General features: G+C 61.8%; 17 protein-coding genes. 5 read left to right on the top strand and 12 right to left on the bottom strand.

Annotated elements, in window-relative coordinates:
- Nucleotides 1–455 precede the first annotated feature (455 nt).
- The 5 genes from ACRER8_RS23025 to ACRER8_RS23005 all read left to right on the top strand — a co-directional run bounded on the left by ACRER8_RS23025 (nt 456) and on the right by ACRER8_RS23005 (nt 4,987).
- Complete coding sequence (locus tag ACRER8_RS23025) at nt 456–1,271, top strand: energy transducer TonB (RefSeq protein WP_431748490.1); 816 nt, start codon at nt 456–458, stop codon at nt 1,269–1,271.
- Nucleotides 1,272–1,374: 103 nt separating this feature from the next.
- Nucleotides 1,375–2,103: a MotA/TolQ/ExbB proton channel family protein gene (locus ACRER8_RS23020; RefSeq protein WP_431748489.1), complete on the top strand. Its 729-nt coding sequence runs from the start codon at nt 1,375–1,377 to the stop codon at nt 2,101–2,103.
- A 1-nt stretch (nt 2,104) separates the two neighbouring features.
- Entirely contained in the window at nt 2,105–2,506 is a 402-nt protein-coding gene (locus ACRER8_RS23015; RefSeq protein ID WP_431748488.1) for an ExbD/TolR family protein, read from the top strand.
- A 193-nt stretch (nt 2,507–2,699) separates the two neighbouring features.
- A complete protein-coding gene (locus tag ACRER8_RS23010; RefSeq protein ID WP_431748544.1) occupies nt 2,700–3,878 on the top strand; it encodes an acyl-CoA dehydrogenase family protein in 1,179 nt (392 codons plus the stop codon).
- 8 nt (nt 3,879–3,886) lie between these two features.
- Entirely contained in the window at nt 3,887–4,987 is a 1,101-nt protein-coding gene (locus tag ACRER8_RS23005; RefSeq protein WP_431748487.1) for a sigma-54 interaction domain-containing protein, read from the top strand.
- A gap of 61 nt (nt 4,988–5,048) precedes the next feature.
- On the opposite strand, the gene ACRER8_RS23000 is transcribed toward ACRER8_RS23005, so the two are convergent.
- From ACRER8_RS23000 to ACRER8_RS22945, 12 genes are all read right to left on the bottom strand, one after another.
- Entirely contained in the window at nt 5,049–6,872 is a 1,824-nt protein-coding gene (locus ACRER8_RS23000; protein ID WP_431748486.1) for an ABC transporter ATP-binding protein, read from the bottom strand.
- A gap of 103 nt (nt 6,873–6,975) precedes the next feature.
- Nucleotides 6,976–7,488, bottom strand: coding sequence for an N-acetyltransferase family protein (locus ACRER8_RS22995; RefSeq protein ID WP_431748485.1), 513 nt, complete (start codon nt 7,486–7,488; stop codon nt 6,976–6,978).
- Nucleotides 7,489–7,655: 167 nt separating this feature from the next.
- Nucleotides 7,656–9,020, bottom strand: a complete 1,365-nt coding sequence (locus ACRER8_RS22990; RefSeq protein WP_431748543.1) for an MFS transporter — start codon at nt 9,018–9,020, stop codon at nt 7,656–7,658.
- A gap of 222 nt (nt 9,021–9,242) precedes the next feature.
- Nucleotides 9,243–10,475, bottom strand: coding sequence for an acyl-CoA dehydrogenase family protein (locus ACRER8_RS22985; protein ID WP_431748484.1), 1,233 nt, complete (start codon nt 10,473–10,475; stop codon nt 9,243–9,245).
- Nucleotides 10,476–10,501: 26 nt separating this feature from the next.
- Entirely contained in the window at nt 10,502–12,217 is a 1,716-nt protein-coding gene (locus ACRER8_RS22980) for a dipeptide ABC transporter ATP-binding protein (RefSeq protein WP_431748483.1), read from the bottom strand.
- Nucleotides 12,214–13,077, bottom strand: a complete 864-nt coding sequence (locus ACRER8_RS22975) for an ABC transporter permease (protein WP_431748482.1) — start codon at nt 13,075–13,077, stop codon at nt 12,214–12,216. The genes ACRER8_RS22980 and ACRER8_RS22975 overlap by 4 nt, the downstream gene beginning before the upstream one ends.
- Nucleotides 13,077–14,066, bottom strand: a complete 990-nt coding sequence (locus ACRER8_RS22970; protein ID WP_431748481.1) for an ABC transporter permease — start codon at nt 14,064–14,066, stop codon at nt 13,077–13,079. The genes ACRER8_RS22975 and ACRER8_RS22970 overlap by 1 nt, the downstream gene beginning before the upstream one ends.
- Nucleotides 14,063–15,748 (bottom strand): ABC transporter substrate-binding protein, encoded by a 1,686-nt coding sequence (locus ACRER8_RS22965; protein WP_431748480.1) that lies wholly within the window; start codon nt 15,746–15,748, stop codon nt 14,063–14,065. Before ACRER8_RS22965 ends, ACRER8_RS22970 begins: the two co-directional genes overlap by 4 nt.
- 295 nt (nt 15,749–16,043) lie before the next feature.
- Nucleotides 16,044–16,571 carry an N-acetyltransferase family protein gene (locus ACRER8_RS22960; protein WP_431748479.1) on the bottom strand — a complete coding sequence of 176 codons (528 nt, stop codon included), beginning with the start codon at nt 16,569–16,571 and terminating at the stop codon, nt 16,044–16,046.
- Nucleotides 16,572–16,582: 11 nt separating this feature from the next.
- Entirely contained in the window at nt 16,583–17,983 is a 1,401-nt protein-coding gene (locus ACRER8_RS22955) for an LLM class flavin-dependent oxidoreductase (RefSeq protein ID WP_431748478.1), read from the bottom strand.
- A 28-nt stretch (nt 17,984–18,011) separates the two neighbouring features.
- Complete coding sequence (locus ACRER8_RS22950; RefSeq protein ID WP_431748477.1) at nt 18,012–19,670, bottom strand: dipeptide ABC transporter ATP-binding protein; 1,659 nt, start codon at nt 19,668–19,670, stop codon at nt 18,012–18,014.
- Nucleotides 19,667–20,554 (bottom strand): ABC transporter permease, encoded by an 888-nt coding sequence (locus tag ACRER8_RS22945; protein WP_431748476.1) that lies wholly within the window; start codon nt 20,552–20,554, stop codon nt 19,667–19,669. Before ACRER8_RS22945 ends, ACRER8_RS22950 begins: the two co-directional genes overlap by 4 nt.
- Nucleotides 20,555–20,822 lie beyond the last annotated feature (268 nt).

Below are 20,822 nucleotides of genomic sequence, written 5' to 3'. Positions count from 1 at the left end.
CTGTCGATTTACCGACAGTTGAGTGTTGAGCAACTTGGCTGGATGGAGGCTATCGTCCATCCAACGTTTAAACCACTCCGTATGCTGCAAAACAAGTTGTAGGAATCGCTGGCAAAACCTCTCTAACAAGCGTCTTCTTGGCTCAAACGAGAACAGGCCCGTACAACGGACAGCCAAGCGATCCCATATAGCCAAATCACAACTGTTCATAACGATGACTGTTCCTATTCCAACAGCGGATTGACAAAAAAATGCACACACCACAACTCATTACACTTACTGCGGGCTGAAACGACCTATTTTGCGGGCGATCGGTACTTGGTATGGCTCTTGCTCAAACGATATATGTCTCGTGTATGCGCTTCCTGTGAAGTGAGCCCATGAGCCGTGACCTCGGAATTTCAATTCGCGTTTTGTCTTGATGTCCGTTTTGTTCAATAGCCAGGAGTAAATCAATGGCCAATGCCCAAACCGCCAATGCACTGGACGTGCTCTGGCGTCAGGCGCCGGGCGGCGAGTTGCTCGACTTGGGCCGGGTCTATCGCGGCCCATTGGCGCTGTCCCGCTTGCACACTACGCCTCGGCGCATCCTCAGTCGTCGCGAAGCCGTGCTGCTCGGCGCCTTCGCTCTGGTGCTGCACGGCGCGGTGATCTACTGGGTCAACAGCTCGCCAACTCCAGTCCTGCCCGTGGTGCCGCCGGAAATTCCGCCGATGACCATCGAGTTTTCCCAGCCCGCGCCACCTGTGGTCGAAACACCACCGCCACCGCCCGAGCCGATTCCACAACCCGTGGTCGAGCCACCGCCGCCAGTCGAAGACGAGTTGGCCGTGAAACCACCGCCACCCAAGCCGGTTCCCAAGCCCAAGCCGGTGGTCAAACCCGTGCCCAAACCGGTCGCCAAACCGGTGGAGCAGCCCCCAGCGCCACCCGCGCCACCACAACCGGTGGCAGCTCCGGCACCGCCTGCGCCGCCGGCTCCGGCGCCGATCACCCCGGCCTCGGCCAGCGCCGGCTACCTGCATAACCCCGCCCCGGAATATCCGGCGCTGGCGATGCGGCGTAACTGGGAAGGCACCGTGTTGCTGCGGGTGCATGTGCTGGGCACCGGTAAGCCGAGCGAGATCCAGATCCAGAAAAGCAGCGGCCACGAACAGCTCGACGACGCGGCACAAGCGGCGGTCAAACGCTGGAGCTTCGTGCCGGCCAAGCAGGGCAACGACCCTGTCGACGGCTGGGTCAGCGTGCCAATCGATTTCAAACTCCGGTAACTCTCAAAATTGAGCACCCTTTAATCCCTATTCGTGACACCGCGGGCCACCTGACAAAAGGCGCATCGCTACAACGATTTCTAGCCTTGTTGGAGAACCTCACATGAACGTTATCGCTTCCCCATTCGAATCCATTGAAGGCGCCGTTATCTGGCTGCTGATCGTCTTCTCCATCGCCACCTGGGGTCTGGCCCTGCTCAAGGGAGTGCAGTTCGCCCGCCTCAAGGGCCAGGACAAGAAATTCCACAAGCAATTCTGGGCTGCGTCGAGCCTGGATTCGGCGGCTGAACTGGCGCAGACCAAACCAGGCGCTGCGGCTCGCGTGGCGCTGGCCGGTTACGCCGCGATTCAGCAGGCACCCGAAGGTACTCAGGCTGCCGATCTGAGCCAGGCGATCAACCATCAGGATCGTCTTGAACGCGCTCTGCGGCAGCAGATCGTACGTGAGCGCCGTTCGCTGGAAACCGGTTTGGCGATCCTGGCCAGTATCGGCAGCACCTCGCCCTTCATCGGCCTTTTCGGGACCGTGTGGGGGATCATGTCGGCGCTCAAAGGCATCAGCGCGGCGGGTTCGGCGAGCCTGGAAACGGTCGCAGGGCCGATTGGTGCGGCGCTGGTTGCCACCGGCGTCGGTATCGCCGTCGCGGTGCCGGCGGTGCTGGTTTACAACTACTACCTGCGTCGTCTGAAGCTGACCGCGGCGGATCTGGACGACTTCGCCCATGACTTCTACAGCCTGGCGCAGAAGAACTCGTTCCGCGTGTTGTTGCATCCGGTGCTGAACAAATCGGGCGCGACTGTTGCGGGCCAGAAAGTGAAGGAGGCGTCCTGAGATGGCCTTTTCCACACAAGACAGCGATGAAGTCCTCAGCGAGATCAACGTCACGCCGCTGGTGGACGTGATGCTGGTGCTGCTGGTGGTGTTCATCGTAACGGCGCCGCTGTTGACCAACTCCATCCCGATCAACCTGCCCAAGACCGAATCGGTCGCGCCAGTGGAACAGAAAGATCCGCTGGTGGTGAGCATCGACGACAAGGGCAAGTTGTTCATCAACAAGGATGAGATCCAGCCGGACCTGCTGGAAACCAACCTGCGTTCGGCCAAGGACAAAAACGCCGATGTGCGCGTGCAGTTGCAGGCGGACAACGGCGTGAATTACGGCGAAGTGGCGCGGGCCATGGCCTCGATCGAGAAGGCAGGGATAACCAAATTGTCGGTGATCACAGCGAAGTAGTCGGGTCTCGCGACCGAACTGTGGGAGCGAATTCATTCGCGAAGCGCCAATACATGCGACGGATATTATTGGCTGAAACACCGCATCGCGAATGAATTCGCTCCCACAAAGATGTGTGCGTTGGAAACGCCGAGACGCGCCATCGCTCCGAGTTCAAACCAACACAAGGAAGAGGTGACCTCCTGTGACTGTCATGCAATTCAACGCCCGCAAGGCGCCATTGGAAATCGCCCGTGAACTGGCGAGCGAATTCGCCCGAACCGCCGTCGACCGCGATGCCCGCGGCGGCACACCCAAGGCTGAGCGGGACAAGCTGCGTAACAGCGGGCTGCTGTCCCTGAGCATTCCTGGCCAGTTCGGCGGGCTGGATGCCAATTGGTCGGAGACCTTCGAGGTGGTGCGAGAATTTGCCAGGGTCGACAGCTCGATCGCCCATGTCTTCGGCTTTCATCACCTGATGCTGGCGACCATCCGCCTGTTCGCCAAACCTTCGCAATGGCAGACCTGGTTCAAGCTCACCGCCAGCAACAACTGGTTCTGGGGTAACACCCTCAACCCTCTGGACACCCGCACCGTGGTCAAGGGGCGCGGCGGCTGGCGCGAGTTTTCCGGGCAGAAGAGTTTCTGCTCCGGTGCCAATGACTCGGAAATGCTCATCGCCTCGGCCGTGGACGAAGCGGCAGGTGGCAAGCTGCTGATCGCCGCGATCCCCAGCGGCCGTACCGGCATCACGCTGCACAACGACTGGTACAACATGGGCCAGCGCCAGACCGACAGCGGCAGCGTGACCTTCAAGCGCGTAAGGGTCGAAGAGTCCGATTTGCTGCTCGATCCAGGTCCGCTCAGCACGCCTTTCGCTTGCCTGCGCCCGCTGATCGCACAGCTGCATTTCGCCAATATCTTCCTCGGCATCGCCGAAGGCGCCTTCGAAGAAGCGCGTAAATACACCCGCGAAGAAACCCGGCCCTGGTTCCGCTCCAGCGCCACGCACACCGCCCAGGATCCGTACGTGCTCAGCCACTACGGCGACTTCTGGGTCGCGCTGGAAAGCACGCGTTTGTTGGTCGAGCGTGCGGGGCGGGTGCTGGACGAAGCCTGGGCCAAGGGTTCGGCGCTGACCATTGAGGAACGCGGCGAGACCGCCATTGCCATCGCCACCGCCAAGGTCGCTGCCAGCCGCCATGGCCTGGAGCTCTGTAGCAAGGTCTTCGAGGTCACCGGCGCGCGTGCCACTCACGCCTCGGTGGCCCTCGACAGACACTGGCGCAACCTGCGCACTCAGAGCCTGCACGACCCTCTGGATTACAAACTTCATGAACTGGGTGACTGGGCTCTCAACGGCACCCTACCCATCCCGACTTTTTACTCATAGGGATCATCATGCAACTGCTGACATTACCGCCCTCGCCCGCTCTCGCCACTTCGATCCGTGCCACGGCACAAGTGTTCGAAGACCCCAAATCTCAAGCCTTGCTCAAGCATCTGAAGCAGGTCGCACCCAGCGAGGCGAGCGTGCTCATCATTGGTGAAACCGGCACCGGCAAGGAACTGGTCGCCCGCCACATCCATAATCTCAGTGCGCGCAAGACACAACCCTTCGTGGCGGTGAATTGCGGTGCATTCTCTGAATCACTGGTGGAAGCCGAACTGTTCGGCCACGAGAAAGGTGCGTTCACCGGAGCACTCAGCGCCAAGGCTGGCTGGTTCGAGGAGGCCAACGGTGGGACGCTGTTTCTCGACGAAATCGGTGACCTGCCCATGTCGATTCAGGTCAAGTTGCTGCGCGTGTTGCAAGAACGCGAAGTGGTCAGGCTCGGCTCGCGCAAGAGCATCCCGATCAACGTCCGGGTGTTGGCCGCGACCAACGTACAACTGGAAAAAGCCATCAATGCCGGGCACTTTCGCGAAGACCTGTTCTACCGTCTCAATGTGGTCAATCTGGAACTCAGCCCGTTGCGGGAACGGCCCGGAGACATCATCCCGCTGGTGCATTACTTCATCGCCAGTTACAGCAAACGTCTGAGCTACGGGGAGATCACCCTGAGCGCCGACGCCAGGCACAAGCTGGCGTCCTACAGTTGGCCAGGCAATATTCGGGAACTGGAAAACGTCATCCACCACACGTTACTGATCTGCCGTGACGGGGTGATTCAGAGTGACGACCTGCGCATGTCAAATCTGCGCATTGAGCGCCAGGACGAAAGCCCGCGAACCGACGAATCCGCTCTGGGGCTGCTGGATCAGGCGCTGCATCGACTGTTCGAAGAGCAAATAGACAACCTGCACGAGCACGTCGAGCGCACCCTGTTAAGTGCCGCATACAAGTTCTGCCATCACAATCAGGTGCATACCGCCGAGTTGTTGGGCCTGAGCCGTAACGTCACCCGCACGCTGCTGATCAACCTGGGCGAATTGAAAGTCAACAAGCGTCGCTCGGCAAAACCCTCTCCCGACGAACGCGTTCTGCACCTGTCGATCTGACCCCCTTTCATCAACGTGCTGGCACGCGGCGGGTTTTGCTCACCGCGTGTCAACCTTGCGATCAGACCGCTTCGCCCAACTCGTTACTGAACTGGCGATTCCACAGCTGGGCATACTGTCCGCCCAGGCGCAGCAATTGGTGGTGATTGCCGTCCTCGACCACACGCCCCTTGTCGAACACCAGAATCCGGTCCAGGTGCGCAACCGTGGACAGCCGGTGCGCGACCACCAATACCGTCTTGTCTTCCATGATCTCGTCCAGCTTGTCCTGAATGAAGCGCTCGGTGATCGAGTCCAGACTCGACGTGGCCTCATCCATGACCAGAATCGGCGCGTTCTTGAGCAGCACCCGAGCAATCGCGATGCGCTGGCGCTGGCCGCCTGAAAGCTTGACGCCACGCTCCCCCACCAGCGATTCGTAACCGTGCTCCATGCTGTCGATGAACTCGCTGGCACCGGCCCGGTGAATCGCCTCGGCCACTTCGTCCATCGAGGCATCCAGACGCCCGTAATGAATGTTTTCGCGAATGCTGCGATGAAACAGCCCCGGCTCCTGCGGGATCAGGCCGATCTGTTGATGCAGCGAGTGCTGGGTGACTTCGCGCACGTCCACGCCATCGATCAGCACCTGACCTTTCTGTACGTCATACAGGCGCAGCAGCAGGCTCAGCAGCGTCGACTTACCCGATCCTGACGCCCCCACCAAACCGACCTTCTGCCCCGCCGGAATCACGATATTCAGGTGTTTGAAAATCGCTTGATCGCTGCCATAGCTGAAGCCCACATCGCGAAACTCGATATCCCCGCGTGTGACCTGCAAAGTCCTGGCGCCTGGGTTGTCGATGACTTCGTGGGGGCGAATCAATGTGCGCACGCCATTGGATATGTTGCCCGTCGCTTCGAAAAATTCCAGAAAGCGCCGCGACAGGTTGCCCACGTCGCTGATGATCAACAACGACAGGCTGGTGGACATGACGAACGCAGCGATATCGATGCGTTGAGTGCGCCACAGCTGTAGAGCCAGAAGCAACAGACCGAGTTTGAGTACCACGCCACAGCTGGTCTGGAACCAGCGGATTTTCTCCATGTAGCCCAACGAGCGGTAGGCAGCGGCGACTTCCTTGTCGAGAAACTTGCCCAAATAGGTGTGCTCGAAGGCATGACGCGCGAACAAGCGAATGTTGGCCAGATTGGACACCGCATCCACCACCTTGCCCGAACTGGTGCTGCGCGCGGCCGAATACTGCTGCGCCAGCGGATGGCTGCGCCGCGCCAGCAGGTAGCAGACACCGATAAACATCGCCGACCAGGCTGCCATGAACACCGCCATCAACGGCGACGCGGTCCACAGCAAGACCGTGGCCAGGCTCAGGGTGACCAGCAGTGGAATGAGATCGAACAACAGAATGCTCAGCGTCTGGTTGACGCCCAGCGCCACTTCGGACACCCGGTGGGCCAGCGCCCCGGCGAATTCGTTGCTGATGAAACGGTGGGAATGCTGTTGCAGGTAGGCATACACCACATGGGTCACGGTGCGCCGTTGCAGCGGCAGGACATGGATATGACAACCCGCTGCCGCCCGCGTGAACAGCACCTCACAGACCAGCAAGACCGCAAACAACGTCAGCGGCCATTGCAGTACTGCAAACGCTTTTTGCGCATCCAGACCATTGCTGACGGTACGCGTGATCTGCCCCAATCCCCAGGGAATGAGAATCGTGCAGACCACGGCTGCGATTTGCAGCAGCAGGATGGCCAGATACCAACCCTTGAAGTTGCCGATAAAAAAACGCACGAAGGCGGCGGGCGTCGACGGCAGCTGCTGGACGTTCCAGCTGCGTAACCGGCGGTCACGTGGCGCAAAGGATGAAAAAGACGAGCTCATGAGTAGATAACGTTCCTGAATGACGCCTGTGGCCGCGCAGCTTTCAGGCAAAGGATGGGCAAAGCGGGTGCCCGGTCTAGACCGTGTTTCGATGCCGCTGTTTTCAAAGGTTCGAGTGGTAGCGGATCTCCTCTAGCGTCCGACCGCCGCGGCTGATGGCGCGGACCGATGCGTCTTGCGGCGAAAACCCGGCGTTGCGGTAGAAGCGTATCGCCCGATCGTTTTGCGCCAGTACCCATAGCGTCACGGACCGGAAACCCTGGTCGATCAGATGCTGACGGGCCTTGAGCCAAAGCAATCGACCAACTCCGCTTCCCCAATGCTCAGCCAGTACGTAAAGCGCTTGCACCTGCGCGCTGATACCAGGCGTGGCGTGTTCATCGCGGCTTTGACCGAAGGCAATCCAGCCAACCGCCTGCTCGTCCTGCAGCGCCACCAATACCTGCGGCTCGCCTTTCTCGATTGAATCGCGCCAAAGCTCGGCGCGACGCTGCACAGTAGCGTCCAGCGACGCCAGGTAATCGGCGGGTATGAGGTCGCGGTACGCCTGCTGCCAGCTGCGCACATGCACTTGCGCAATGGCCGCTGCATCCTGTGGCTGAGCCGGACGAATCATCAAAGGGTCTCCCTGACGGTTGATGTGATGTTTCTGCTTTCAAGAGGCATTTCACGAATCATGCCAGCCGTGAACGTCAGGTTTTACAGCGCTGCAATCGGCATCTGAAGGATGAAAAGTGCAATCCGCGACACTGGTTGTGCAATCCCTGTCGCATAGCCAACAGCTTAGCGGGCACGTGCGGCATACACGGCCGCGCCTGCAGTCGGCGAGAGTCTGCGATAGACCAGCGCCGATAAGATGCACAGCGCGCCGGCCAGGCTCATGACCAGCGCCACGTCACTTTGTGCAATCGCCGAGTGCTCCCGCAGGGACATGATCAGGCTAAGCAAGGCCGCCGCTACGCCTACCGACAGGCTCATGGTCAGCTGAATGCTCATCGCCGACAGGCTGCTGGCGCCGCTGGATTGCTCCGGCGGCACATCGGCAAAGGTCAGCGCGCCGAGGGTGCTGAATTGCAACGAGCGAATGATGCCGCTGGCGAACAGCACGACTACCACCAGCCAGTACGGCGTGGCGATATCGAACATGCCGGTCGCGGCCAGGGTGAGGCCGGTCAGCACTGCGTTACCGATCAGTGTGCGCTTGAAGCCGAAACGGCTGACGATACGTACAGCCAGCAGCTTCATCAGAAACGCACCGGCGCCGCCGACGAAGCTGAGCAATCCGGCCTGCAGTGGATTGAGGCCAAAACACAGCTGAAACAGCAACACCAGTAAAAAGGGCTGTGAGGCGCTGCCGATACGCATCAGGTTGCCGCCCCAGAACGTCACGGAAAAGGTCGGGATGCGCAGCAGCGACAGGTCAATCAGTGGGTGGCTGGCGCGCCGGGCATGCCACACATATCCCACCCCGCTCACTATCCCCAGGGCAATCAACAGCAGCGCCCATGGTGTTGGCAGCAAACCGTGGCCGAAGGCTTCGAAACCGAACACCAGCCCGGCCAGGCCGCCGCCACTGAGCGCAAAGCCGGTGACATCCAACGGCTGGCGGTGAGCGCCGGGATAGTCCGGGATATAACGCAGCACCAGCAGCACCCCAAGTACACCGATGGGGAGGTTGATCAAAAATATCCATTGCCACGACAGCAGGGTTACCAGCAAACCACCCAAAGGCGGTCCGAGGATGGGTCCGATCAATGCCGGGATGGTCAGGTAGGACATGGCTCGCAGCAGGTTTTCTCGGGCCGACCAACGCAGCAGGATGACCTGCCCCACCGGCACCATCATCGCCCCCGCCGCGCCTTGGGCCAGGCGCGCCAGTGACAGCTGCAACAGCGAACCCGAGCAGGCACAGGCCACCGACGCCAAGGTGAACAACACAATGGCGCTGATGAACACGCGCCTGGGCCCGAAACGGTCGGCAGCCCAACCACTGACCGGCACGAACAACGCCACCGCCAGCAGGTACAGCGAAACCACCAGATTCATGCGCACGCTGGGCTCGGCAAAATCCCGCGCCATCTGCGGCAATGCGGTGAGCACGGCGGTGGCGTCGATCAGCTCCATGAACAAGGCACAGCCGATGATCATCGGGATCCGACGTAGATGGGTGGCAACCGATTTTTCGGTGGAGCGGGTGTCGATCAGCGTTGCGGCGTTGTTGTCGGTCTGGCTGCCGATGCCTTGATTAATGCCCATGGAGTGGCGCAATGCTCTGGTTGATTGTGAATGGCAGCTTGGCTTGCCGGCGGCGGCGATTTCCATGACGCCACCGCTGGCAAGCTCGTCCTGCTACAGGGATGGGGCAAGCGGTTAAAACAACCCCGACTTCGGCGGCGGCGTGCCTTTCAGCTGCCAGGCGCCTACCGCGGCCGCTTTCCAGTGCCGGGGATTGTGGTTGGACACGGTCCGCGCATTGCGCCAGTGGCGATCCAGGTTGTGCGCGCGGCCGGTGGTCGACGCCCCGCCCACATCGAACACCAATTCCGCTGCCTTGAGCGCCGACTCGGCGGCAATGTATTGCGCCTGGGCTACATCAACCGCGGCCTGATCCACCGCCACTGCGTCCAGATCGGCTGCCCACGCCCGATCAATCGATTCGGCGGCATGCAACACCACGGCCTCGGCGGTAAACGCGCGGGCCGAAATATCGCCGACACTCAGCTCCACGTATGGATCGTCCACCGACCGCGTGGCCGTGCTGTGCTTGATCGGCCGCGCGAACTCATTGGCGAAGGTCACTGCGTCATTCAGCGCATTGCGCGCAACACCGGCGTTCACCGATGCCAGGAATACCTGCAGGAATGGCGTGACGATCGTGCGCTTGCCCTCCTCCACGGTCCGGGTGCGGATTTCGTCGGCATAGACCACCACATCATGCAGGTGGGTGGTGCCGCTGGCGGTCAGGCGCTGGCCCATGGCGTCGAAGTCGTCCAGCAACTCCAGGCCCTTGCGATCGCGCGGCAGAATGAACGAAACCGGTTGCTCGTTTTCATCCAGCGCCACTGCGCTCACCCAATCGGCATACAGCGATCCGGTGCTGTAATACTTGCTGCCGGTCGCCCGATAGTGCTCGCCGTCACGCACGATACGGGCGCTGATCGAACCGTTGGCGCCACCGATTTCCCAACCGGCGTTGCCCACTACTGCGCCTTGCAGATAGCGTTCGAACCAACGCTGGCGTTCGGCTTCGGCACCCTCGGCTCGCGAGGCGAGCAGCCCTTCGACAAAGCCGAAACCCGGACGCAGCGCCTGGGCCACGTTGGAATCCGCCGAAGCAATGCGGATCAGCAGCCCGATTACGTCCTTGACCGAGCCGCCTGCGCCGCCGTATCGCGTCGGTATACGCGCGGTAAACAGCCCGGCCTTGGCGATCTGCGCCACGGCCTCGTAGGGCAATTGCCGATCACGCTCGCGTTGTGCGGCACCGGCGGCAATTTCGGGCAACAGGCGGTCTAGCCGGGCATTGAGCTCTTGCACCGTGACGGCGCCGGATACAGCAGAATCGGGTACAGCGGATTTGGCTACAGCGGACAACGTACTCATGACAGTTCCTTGTTCGGCATTCGAACTTAAATGGCGATTTTCCACAGTCGGGATTCATCAAACAGCAGCACGGCGCTTTCCGGTTCCACGGGAGGCACGACCAGCTTGCTTCCTGCGCCAGGCAGGCGCGGAACCGCGCCCAGCAGCCTGCGGGTGTACTCGTGCTGTGGGTTTTCAAAGAGACTTTCCACGCTCGCGCTTTCAACGACCTTGCCGTGGCGCATCACCAGCACCTCGTCGCTGACGTGGCGAATCACCCCCAGATCATGGGAAATGAACAGATACGCCAGACCCAGCGACGCCTGCAGATCCGCCAACAGGTCCAGCACCTGGGCCTGGACCGATACGTCGAGGGCCGACACCGGCTCATCGCAAATGATGACTTTCGGGTTGCTGGCGATGGCCCGGGCAATCGCTACCCGCTGACGCTGGCCGCCCGACAGTTGCAAGGGGCGTCTGGTGGACAGCTCCACCGGAAGGCGCACTTGGTGCAGCAACTGGGCGATGCGTGGTCGTTGTTGCTCGAACGGGATACCGGCCACGTCCAGCGCATCAGCGAGAATCTGCCCGACGCTCCAGCGCGGATCGAACGAGCTGAGTGGATCCTGGTAGATCACGCTGATGTCACGGCGATGCAACCGGCGACTCTTCTCCTCGACCCGTCCACGCCCCGCTGCAGTCCACGGCAGCTGCAGAAACTGCACATGACCGGCATCCGGTTCCAGCAGGCCCAGAGTGATCCGCGCCACGGTAGTCTTGCCGGATCCTGACTCACCGACGATCCCCAGCGTGCGACCGGCACGAAGCTCGAAACTGACGCCGTCCACCACCTGACGGACTTGCTGATCCGGCCCGACATACTGCTTGCCAAGATCGTTGGCGGTCAGCAATACCGGCGACTCGGCACCTGCCCGCGGCCCTGTGGGCACGTTACTGAGTTCAGGCGATAGCCGCGTGCCCCGGGCATGTTCGGCGGGCACGGCATCGAGCAACGAGCGGGTGTAGGCATGCCGGGGATTGCGCAGCACCTGCTCCATCGGCCCCTGCTCGACGACTTCGCCGTGACGCAGCACCAGCACCTCATCAGCCAGTTGCGCCACCACTGCAAGGTCATGACTGATGATCAGCAGCGAGTCGCCGCGCGCCTTGATCTGTTGCAAAACGTCGAGAATCTGCGCCTGAACCGTGGCATCGAGCGCAGTCGTCGGTTCGTCGGCAATCACCAGCCCTGGATTCATGGCCAAGGCGCTGGCGATCAATGCCCGTTGCCGCAAGCCGCCGGACAGTTGGTCCGGACGCTGCCGTGCACGCAATCGCGGCTCGGGGACACCCACCGTTTCCAGCAGCTCGATGACCCGCTGGCCACGGCTGTTGCGGTCGCCCCAGCGGTGGGTTTCCAGCACTTCGAGGATTTCCTTGCCGACCGGCCGCAGCGGGTCCAGCGACACCAATGCGTCCTGGAGCACGAAGCCGATGTCTTTGCCGCGCAGGTCTCGCCAGCCACGTTCCGACAGGCTCAGTAGGTCCCGTCCGGCATAACTCAAGCGACGAGCCGTGACCCGCGCGCCCTCGCCCGCCAGACCGATCAGGCTGCGGGCGGTCACGCTCTTGCCTGAACCCGATTCGCCCACCAGCGCCAGGGTCTTGCCCGGCTCCAGGGTGAACGACAGATTGCGTACCACCGACTGCCCGGCGAATTCGATGGACAACCCTTCGACGACCAAACGTTTCTGCTCGCTCATGAAAGGCGGCCCTCCAGACGTTGTTGCAGGTAGCGGCCGGCGACGGTGGTCGACAGCGTCGTCAGCACAATGAACAGGCCGGGGAAGAACGTCAGCCACCAGGCATTGGCGATGAAGTCACGGCCCATGGACAGCATGGTTCCCCACTCCGGTGCCGGCGGGCGCGCCCCCAAACCGAGGAAGCTCAGCGCCGAGGCCCAGACGATGGCCTGACCGACGCCCATGGTCAGGGTCACGATCAACGGACGCATGGCGTTGGGTAGCAGCTGGCGGGTGATGATGCGTAGCGGCGGATGCCCCAGCGCCCTGGCTGACTCGATATAGCCCGCGTTGCGCACCGCCAGCACCTGGCCGCGCACCATCCGCGCATAACCCGGCGCGCCGCCAAGACCGGTGGCGACGATCAATGGGCCGATGCCGCTGCCGAAGATCGCCACGAACAGCAGCGCCAGAATCAGACTGGGAAAAGCAAACAGCACTTCGAGCAACCAACCGACGCCGCGATCGACACGGGCCCCGCCCAGGCCACCGAGCAAACCGAGAACGATGGCGATACTCATCGCGATGGCGGTCGCCGCCAGGCCGATGAACAGCGATTGCCGGGTGCCGTAGATCACGCGGGAGAATATGTCGCGGCCGGACTGATCGGTGCCGAACCAGTGCTGCAGACTCGGCGGGTGAAAGGCGTCGCGCGGGATGATCGCCAGCGGATCGCTATGGGCGAACAGTTGCGGCACCAGCGCCGCGACGATCACCAGTAGCAGAAAGGCCACGGCCAAAAATGGTCCTGGTCGTAGTGTGCGCAAGGTCCGCTGCATCCGAAGCGCGGGCAGCGGGGTGTCCAGAATCAAATCGCTCATCACGCATTCCCCTGTTGGCGAGGGTCGATCCACAGGTAAAGCAGGTCGACGAGGATATTGGCCAGCACATAACTGGCGGCAACCACCAGGCTGATGCCGATGGTCAGTGGCAGATCCTGGGCCTGTACTGCCTGATAGAGCTGACGGCCCAAGCCCTTGCGGGAAAAGATCACTTCGATCACCACCGCACCGCTGATCAGCGCGCCAATTGCCCAGCCCGACAGCGAGATGCCGGGCAACACCGCGTGACGCAGCGCATGTTTGAAGCGCACTTTGAAATCACTCAGACCGCGGGTTCTGGCGGTGAGTACGAACGGTTGATCGAGGGTCAGATCCAGCGATTCGCGAGTGACCTGGGCGATGAAGCCCGCGAGCGGGATTGCCAGGGCGAACGACGGCAGTACCAGCGTTCGCCAGCCGTCGCTACCCGCAGGGGGGAACAACCTCAGACCGAAGGCGAACACTGCCAACAGCACAATTCCCAGCCAGAAATGCGGCAATGCGGCGGACAGGGTTTCAGCCAGCGACGCCAGCTTTCCGATCCAGCGCCGGCGCCCGGCCGTCAGCACGGTCAGTGCCAGGACCAGCAGCCAGGCCAGCGCCAACGAGGTAACTGTCAGCTCCAGCGTCGGCCATGATTGCTCGGCGAGCACGCGGGTCACCGGCAGGTGCTGGGAATAGGACACCCCGAGATCACCTTGCACCAGACGCCCCAGATACAGCGCGTATTGCACTGGCAGTGGCTTGTCCAGACCGTATTCTCGAGTGGCTTCGGCGATGGTTTCAGGAGTCGGGTTGCCGCTCGGGCCACCGAGGATTGCCTGCACCGGGTCGCCGGGCATCAGCCGTAGTGCGAAGAAGGTCAGCGTGGCGACCGCCCATAAAACCAGCACTCCGCCCGCCAGCCGCCACAAAGCGCGACGTCCCAACTGTCGTAAACGGTCACGGCGAGGATTGGCCAGTTCATTGCGCAATGATGCACTCGTCATTTGTTCACCCAGGCGTCATAGAGGTAAGTCACGGCCAGAGATGGCTCCAGGCGCACACCCTGGGTTGTCTTGTAGATACCCAGGCGCGTGCTTTGCGGATAAGTCGTCAGCTGCAGGTATTGGCTGGAAGCGATTTGCTGGGCCTGGTAATACAGTGCACGACGTTGCTCGGCGTCCTGCGTGGCCAAGGCTTGCTGCATCACTCCGTCGAACGTCGAATCGCTGAATCCGGCCGTGTTCTGGTGATACCCACCCACACCCGCCGGGCTGATGAACTCGCTGCCAAAGATGATCCGCAGCACGTCAGCGGTGTTGGTATTCCAGTAGCCCAGGCGGATGTCGTAATCCCAATCGGCCTGGCGTTTGGTGGCCTGCACGTCACTCATTTGGTCGATGATCAATTCGAAACCGGCCTGGCGCGTGGTGGCCTGAACCTGTTCCCAGAGCGTGTATTCCGAGGGCGGCGTGCGGTTGCCCATTACCACGTGGACCTGCAGGCGTTTGCCGCCCCTGGTCCGGTAGCCATCGCTGTCGCGTTGGGTCCAGCCGGCCTGATCCAACAGCTGTGCTGCCTTGGCCGGGTCGTAATCCTGAGCGTGCTGGAAGTCCGGACTGTAGAAGCGCGTGGCCGGGCTCAACGGCCCACCGGCGCGCGGGAATTCGTTGAAGTACACACTTTTCAACGCACCATCGATGTCGGCGCTGCGCACGAAGGCTTCACGTACTTTCAAGTCATTGAAAGGTTCGCGGGTGATGTTCATCGTGCCATTGGTGGGGTTGCCCGGACGCTGAGCGATGATCAGTTGCAGGTCAGGGTTGCGCCGCGCCGCTTCATGAGACTCGGGCGGCAACGCCTCGATCACATCGACCTCACCGGCCTGCAGCGAAGCGAAACGTACGGAAGGCTCCTGGATGAACTTCCAGACGATGCGATCCAGCCACGCTGGCCCCTGATGTTTGGCGGTCGGCGGCGCCGAGTTGTAATCGGGGTTGCGCACCAGCTCGACCTGGCTCTGCCGATCCCAGCGCACGACCTTGAAAGGCCCGCTGCCCACAGGGCTCTCGCAGTTGACATCCCGTGGGCGCTGCAACGCCGTCGGCGATTCGATGCCCAGAAAACCCTGGGCCAGCACTTCGAGAAAGGCAGCGTAGGGCGTAGCCAGGTGAATCACGGCGGTGTCGTTGTCGACCACATCGGTGCTGCGGTATTGACGAATGTAACCGCCTGCCGTGCTGGACTGGGTCTTGGGGTTGGCCATGTGATCGAGGTTGGCCTTGACCGCGGCCGCATTGAACGGCGTGCCATCGGTAAAGTGCACGTCGTTGCGCAGGTGGAAGGTGTAGGTCAGGCCGTCATCGGATACCTCCCAGCTTTTCGCTAGCCAGGGGCCGATACGACCCTCGTTGTCCATCGACACCAACGAGTCGAGATACTGTTGCCCGATGAACACCTGTGGCATGTCGCCGGCGACGTGTGGATCAAGGCAAGTGGGCTCGCGGTCGGTGGCATACACCAGCGTACCGCCGCTGACTGGTTTGTCGCTGCGGGCAACGGTCGACGTGCCCTGGCCGCAGCCAACCAGCACGCCGCACAGGACAGCGATACCGATGATGGGAGTGTGTTTGAGCAACGACCGGCAGCGTGTGCCGGGAAGTCGCGGGTACGGGGCGCGTTCTCGCATGGGTCCTGATGCCTTTAGTCCGGGAACAGGGCCGTTGCACAAGCCATGCCGTTTTTTTGGCCAATGAATACGGGGCCGCGGCGTATTGCGGGATGATGAGGGCGACAATCTGTGTGGCCACTGTTGGGTAGGCAACAGATGGCGGAGCAGCAGAAGGAACGTCTAACGGGATGAACCTGATACAACCGAGGTCTCTGGTTTTGCTGCCGCTTCGCGCCAGATCGCGAGCAAGCTTGCTCCTACGCCTTCGGCAGAAGCGGATCGACGTCCCTGCCAACTCGTAGCAGCACGGGTTTCAGAGCTCTACCCGATAACGAACCAACGGCAACGGCTCATCGTTTTCAACAACGGTCGTGGCCGTATTCGGTTCTTGTACGAATCCAACCGATTGATAAAACCCCAGCGCCCGCTGATTACCCTGTATCACCCAGACTATCGCCTGGGTGAACCCTGCAGCGATCAATTGTTGCCGAACCTCTTGCCACAACTGGCGACCAATACCTTGCGACCAGACCTGGGGCAACAGGTTGATCGCACGCAGCTCGCCGGTCGAAGGCGCGGCGTCGGCATCGCGACTGCTGCCGAAGGACGCCCACGCCACTAGCTGCCCGCTTTGCTCCGCGACCCACACCGAGAACTTGAGGCTGGCGATCGCTTCGCCGAGGGCAACCGTACGCCGCTCGACGCCTGCGCTCAAACCGTCCAGATAGTGCGCCGACAGCAAGTCCCGGTAGGCCGCTTGCCAGGTCTGCAAATGGATGTCCGCCAGGCGCGCCGCGTCGTCGACTTGCGCGAGTCTGATCGTCAGTTGATCGCGTTCCACGGAGGCCTGCTTCAAACCGGAAACCGCAACGGTTTCGCGGGCACCCGCAGCGCGGCCGGATCTCGATACCGCGCGCCGAAGTGATCATTGGGCAATCGCGCCTGACCTGCGCCGAACAGACGCTCGCGCAGCGTTTCGCCGTCATTGTAGGACTCGCGGAAACGCCCACGACGGCGCAGTTCCGGGATGACCAGTTCGATGAAATCCCGCGCGGTTTCGAACGATAGGTACTGACGCAGGTTGATCCCGTCGATGCCATCCACATCCAGCCAGCGTTCGATTTCATCGGCCACTACACTTGGCGTCCCCGCAACGAAGAAGCGCTCGCGATTGAACCCTTCCAACTGCGACAACACCGACCCGACCGAGGCCTCCGGTTTGAAACGCGCCAGGCTCTGCCAGCCCTTGACCTGACGCTCGATCAAGTCGCTGATCAGCACGTCCCTGGGGTAGGCCGTCAGATCCACCGCCGCCTGGGCATGGGCCAGCGATGCCTCGACGCTCGTCAGCTTGCGATAGCTGTCGAGCTTGTTGCTGACCTCCTCATCGGTGCGCCCAACGATCACTCCGGCCATGACGATGAATTTCAGGCCTGCCGGATCACGCTCGTGAGCGATCGCCTTCTGCCGCATGGCCTGGATATTGGCCCGCACCGCTGCGGTATCCATGCCGCCGGTGAAGACCACTTCGGCGTGACGCCCGGCGAATTCGATGCCCGCGGGCGAGCCAGTGGCCTGAAACAGCACCGGCGTGCGTTGCCGCGAGGGCTGGCACAGGTGCGGCCCGGCCACCTTGAAGTGTTCGCCGACGTGATCGATATAACGCACCTTGGCCGGATCGGTGTAGACCCGCCGCTCGCGGTCCTGAATCACCGCATCGTCGTCCCACGAGCCTTCCCATAGCTTGTACAGCACGTCCAGGTACTCATCGGCGATCTCATAGCGATGATCGTGAACGACCTCGGTGTCATGACCGAAATTGCGTGCGGCATTGGGCAGATACGAGGTGACGATGTTCCAGCCCACGCGGCCCTTGGTCAGGTGATCGAGGGTGCTCATGCGCCGCGCAAACGCGAAGGGCGGCTCATAGGTGGTGGAAAACGTCGCGCCAAAACCGAGGTTTTTCGTCACCGCCGCCATCGCCGGAATCACCAGCAGCGGATCATTGCTGGGGATTTGCATGCCCTCGCGCAACGACGTTTCCGGCCCGTCGCGGAACTTGTCATAGGTGCCGATGACATCGGCGAGAAATACCCCGTCGAAGGTGCCGTATTCCAGCAATTGCGCAAGTTCGGTCCAGTAATCCAGATCGTTGAAACGGTGCCGGTTGTTCTCTGGATGCACCCACAGACCGTGAACGATGTGGCTCACGCAGTTCATCTCGAACAGGTTGACGTGCAGCTGCTTGGGCACTGCGAACACTCCTTTGTCAGTTGGGGCCTCAGATAGCCACTTGCAGGTAGAACTCGGTCGGTTCGTGTCGAGCGTCCAGCGTCGGAATCGCTGCGATCAGCGCCCGGGTGTAGGCATGGACTGGCCGATCGAATACAGCCCGCACGGAGCCCGACTCCACCACTTCGCCATCCTTCATGACCAATACCCGGTCACTGACATGATTGATCACCCCCAGGTCGTGGGAAATGAACAGGCACGCCAGCCCCAGACGCTGTTTCAGGTCATCCAGCAGCTCAAGAATCTGGGCCTGCACCGAAACATCCAGGGCCGACACCGGCTCATCGCAGATCAGGATTTGCGGCTCGCAGGCCAGGGTGCGGGCGATGGCGATGCGCTGACGCTGGCCGCCGGACAGCTCGATCGGGCGGCGCGACAGGACGCTGGCATCAAGACGTACCAGTTCCAGTAATTGCAACGCCCTGCTCCGCCAGTCTCGGCGCGGCAGCCCGGCCACGGCCAGCGCTTCGAACAGCACCCGTTGCACGGTGTAACGGGGGTCGAACGAGTTCAGCGGGTCCTGAAACACCACTTGCACCGCTTTGCGCGCCTGGCGTTTCTCCTTGGCATCCAGGGTCGACCATTGCTGCCCGGCGACCCAGACATCACCAGCGTCGGCGGTTTCCAGACCGAGTATCAGGCGGGTCAATGTGGTCTTGCCCGATCCCGACTCGCCGACCACACCCAGGGTTTCGCCACGACGCAACTGCAACGACACCTGGTTGAGCACCGTGCGTTTGCGGCCGTCAGGGCCGACGAAGGACTTGCTCAAGCCCTTGGCTTCCAGCAGCACCTCACCCTCGGGCTGCGGGTCGGGCGCCACAGCGGTGAGCACCCTGCGTTCGGGCTGGAAATGCACGGCGCGGGCGGCGCGCAACAACAATTGGGTATAGGGGTGTCGCGGGTCTTGCAGCACCTGTTCCGTGGTGCCCTGCTCGACAATCACACCATGGCGCATGACCGCCACCCGATCGGCCAGACGTGACACCACCGACAGATCGTGGCTGACCATCAACAGTGCGTTGTCCTCACCGCGCAGGCTTTCCAGCAGTGCGATTACCTGCGCCTGAACCGTGGCATCCAGTGCGGTGGTCGGTTCATCGGCGATGATCAGACGCGGGTTGCAGGCGATGGCCGAAGCGATCAGGGCGCGCTGGCGCAGGCCGCCTGAGAGCTGCCAGGGGTACTGGCTGGCACGCAGTTCCGGTTCTGGAATACCCACGTCACGCAGCAGTTGCAAAACGCGCAAGCGACGCGCCTCCGAACCAAGCCTGGTGTGCAGTTGCAGCGGCTCTTCGACTTCCGCGCCGACTCGACGCAGTGGGTCCAGCGCGCCCAGTGCGTCCTGCATGACGAAGCCGATGCTCGCACCGCGCAAACGCTGCCAGGAGCGCTCGTCGAGTTCTCGTAAATCGACGCCCTGAAACGCCAGTTTCGCGGCATTGATTTGAGCGCCCTTGCCGGTGAGCCCGGCCAGTGTGCGCGCCGTGACGCTCTTGCCGGAACCGGATTCACCCACCAGCGCCAGGCATTCGCCGCGATGGATTTGCAGGCTCACGCCATGCAGCACGGGCTCGGCGTGACCGAAACGTACGTTCAGTTCACGGATATCAACCAACGGCCCGAGGGGCTGGATGTTCGCGTTCATAGGGGTTTTCCTTCGCTGCGGCGCAAGAGTTCGCGGCCGATGGCACTGATGGAAACAACGGTGAGGGTGATGCTGAGTGCTGGCCAGGCCACCAGCCACGGCGCATTGGCCAGAAAGCTGCGACCGATGGCCATCATCGCGCCCCACTCGGGGGCAGGTGGCGGTGCGCCAAAGCCGAGAAAGCTCAAGGCAGCCCCAGCGGTGATGGTCCCGCCAATGCCGATGGTGGCCAGGATCAGCACCGGTTTGAAGGCGTTGGGCAGGACGTGTCGCAGCACCACGGCCAGCTGGGATTGACCCAGGGTCACGGCGGCCTCCACGTAGCCGGCATTGCGTACATTCAGGGTTTGCGCCCGCACCAGCCGCGCATAACGCGGCACCCCGGCAATGCCGACGGCGAGAATCAGATTGGCGGTGCCCTGACCGAAGAAAGTGATAATTACCAGCGCCAGCAACAGGTCGGGAAAGGCCAGCAGCACATCGATACCACGCATGATGACAGCGTCCAGCCAGCGCGGCCCGAGGCCTGAAATCAACCCCAGCAACGTGCCCCAGGCCAGTCCCAGCGCGGTGGCGGCCAGGCCCATGAATAGCGACGAACGCACGCCGTAGATCAAGCGGCTGAGCACATCGCGACCGTTTTCGTCGGTGCCCAGCCAGTGAATGGCGTTGGGTTGCTGAAAGGCCAGACGCGCGGTGGCATCCAGCGGATCGTAGGGTGCGAGCATTTGCGGCACCGTGGATGCAATCACCAGCAACACCACGAACAGTCCGGCCGCCCATAGACCGGGACGCAAGTGGCCAAGCCCGACAAACCCCAGCGGCCGACTGCCGCCGACGCCGGTTGCGGGTCCGACGATGACCGTTTCAATTGCTTGAGACATTCACAACCTCTCTATCAACACATATCACCTGTGGGAGCGAATTCATTCGCGATTTGCCCGTTCAGCCAACAGATCTCTGTGATCTGTGAACACGCATCGCGAATGAATTCGCTCCCACAGACCCAGCTCAATTGCACATACGACGATGACCGTTTCGATTGCCTGAAAGATGCACAGCCGTTCCTCTCAGCACATCTCCCCTGTGGGAGCGAATTCATTCGCGATTTGCCCGTTCAGCCAACAGATCTCTGTGATCTGTGAACACGCA

The organism is Pseudomonas sp., assembly GCF_050739935.1.
Lineage (GTDB): Bacteria > Pseudomonadota > Gammaproteobacteria > Pseudomonadales > Pseudomonadaceae > Aquipseudomonas.
Note: the sequence above shows the minus strand (reverse complement) of the source record. Positions and strands in the feature narration are given on the sequence as shown.

Excerpts from the sequence above, each read along its gene's own strand:
- ACRER8_RS23025 (WP_431748490.1), top strand. The coding sequence starts at position 456 with ATGGCCAATGCCCAAACCGCCAATGCACTGGACGTGCTCTGGCGTCAG.
- ACRER8_RS22970 (WP_431748481.1), bottom strand. The coding sequence starts at position 14,066 with ATGACGAGTGCATCATTGCGCAATGAACTGGCCAATCCTCGCCGTGAC.
- ACRER8_RS22985 (WP_431748484.1), bottom strand. The coding sequence starts at position 10,475 with ATGAGTACGTTGTCCGCTGTAGCCAAATCCGCTGTACCCGATTCTGCT.
- ACRER8_RS23010 (WP_431748544.1), top strand. The coding sequence starts at position 2,700 with ATGCAATTCAACGCCCGCAAGGCGCCATTGGAAATCGCCCGTGAACTG.
- ACRER8_RS23020 (WP_431748489.1), top strand. The coding sequence starts at position 1,375 with ATGAACGTTATCGCTTCCCCATTCGAATCCATTGAAGGCGCCGTTATC.
- ACRER8_RS23015 (WP_431748488.1), top strand. The coding sequence starts at position 2,105 with ATGGCCTTTTCCACACAAGACAGCGATGAAGTCCTCAGCGAGATCAAC.
- ACRER8_RS22950 (WP_431748477.1), bottom strand. The coding sequence starts at position 19,670 with ATGAACGCGAACATCCAGCCCCTCGGGCCGTTGGTTGATATCCGTGAA.
- ACRER8_RS22965 (WP_431748480.1), bottom strand. The coding sequence starts at position 15,748 with ATGCGAGAACGCGCCCCGTACCCGCGACTTCCCGGCACACGCTGCCGG.
- ACRER8_RS22990 (WP_431748543.1), bottom strand. The coding sequence starts at position 9,020 with ATGATCATCGGCTGTGCCTTGTTCATGGAGCTGATCGACGCCACCGCC.
- ACRER8_RS23005 (WP_431748487.1), top strand. The coding sequence starts at position 3,887 with ATGCAACTGCTGACATTACCGCCCTCGCCCGCTCTCGCCACTTCGATC.
- ACRER8_RS22975 (WP_431748482.1), bottom strand. The coding sequence starts at position 13,077 with ATGAGCGATTTGATTCTGGACACCCCGCTGCCCGCGCTTCGGATGCAG.
- ACRER8_RS23000 (WP_431748486.1), bottom strand. The coding sequence starts at position 6,872 with ATGAGCTCGTCTTTTTCATCCTTTGCGCCACGTGACCGCCGGTTACGC.
- ACRER8_RS22980 (WP_431748483.1), bottom strand. The coding sequence starts at position 12,217 with ATGAGCGAGCAGAAACGTTTGGTCGTCGAAGGGTTGTCCATCGAATTC.
- ACRER8_RS22995 (WP_431748485.1), bottom strand. The coding sequence starts at position 7,488 with ATGATTCGTCCGGCTCAGCCACAGGATGCAGCGGCCATTGCGCAAGTG.
- ACRER8_RS22945 (WP_431748476.1), bottom strand. The coding sequence starts at position 20,554 with ATGTCTCAAGCAATTGAAACGGTCATCGTCGGACCCGCAACCGGCGTC.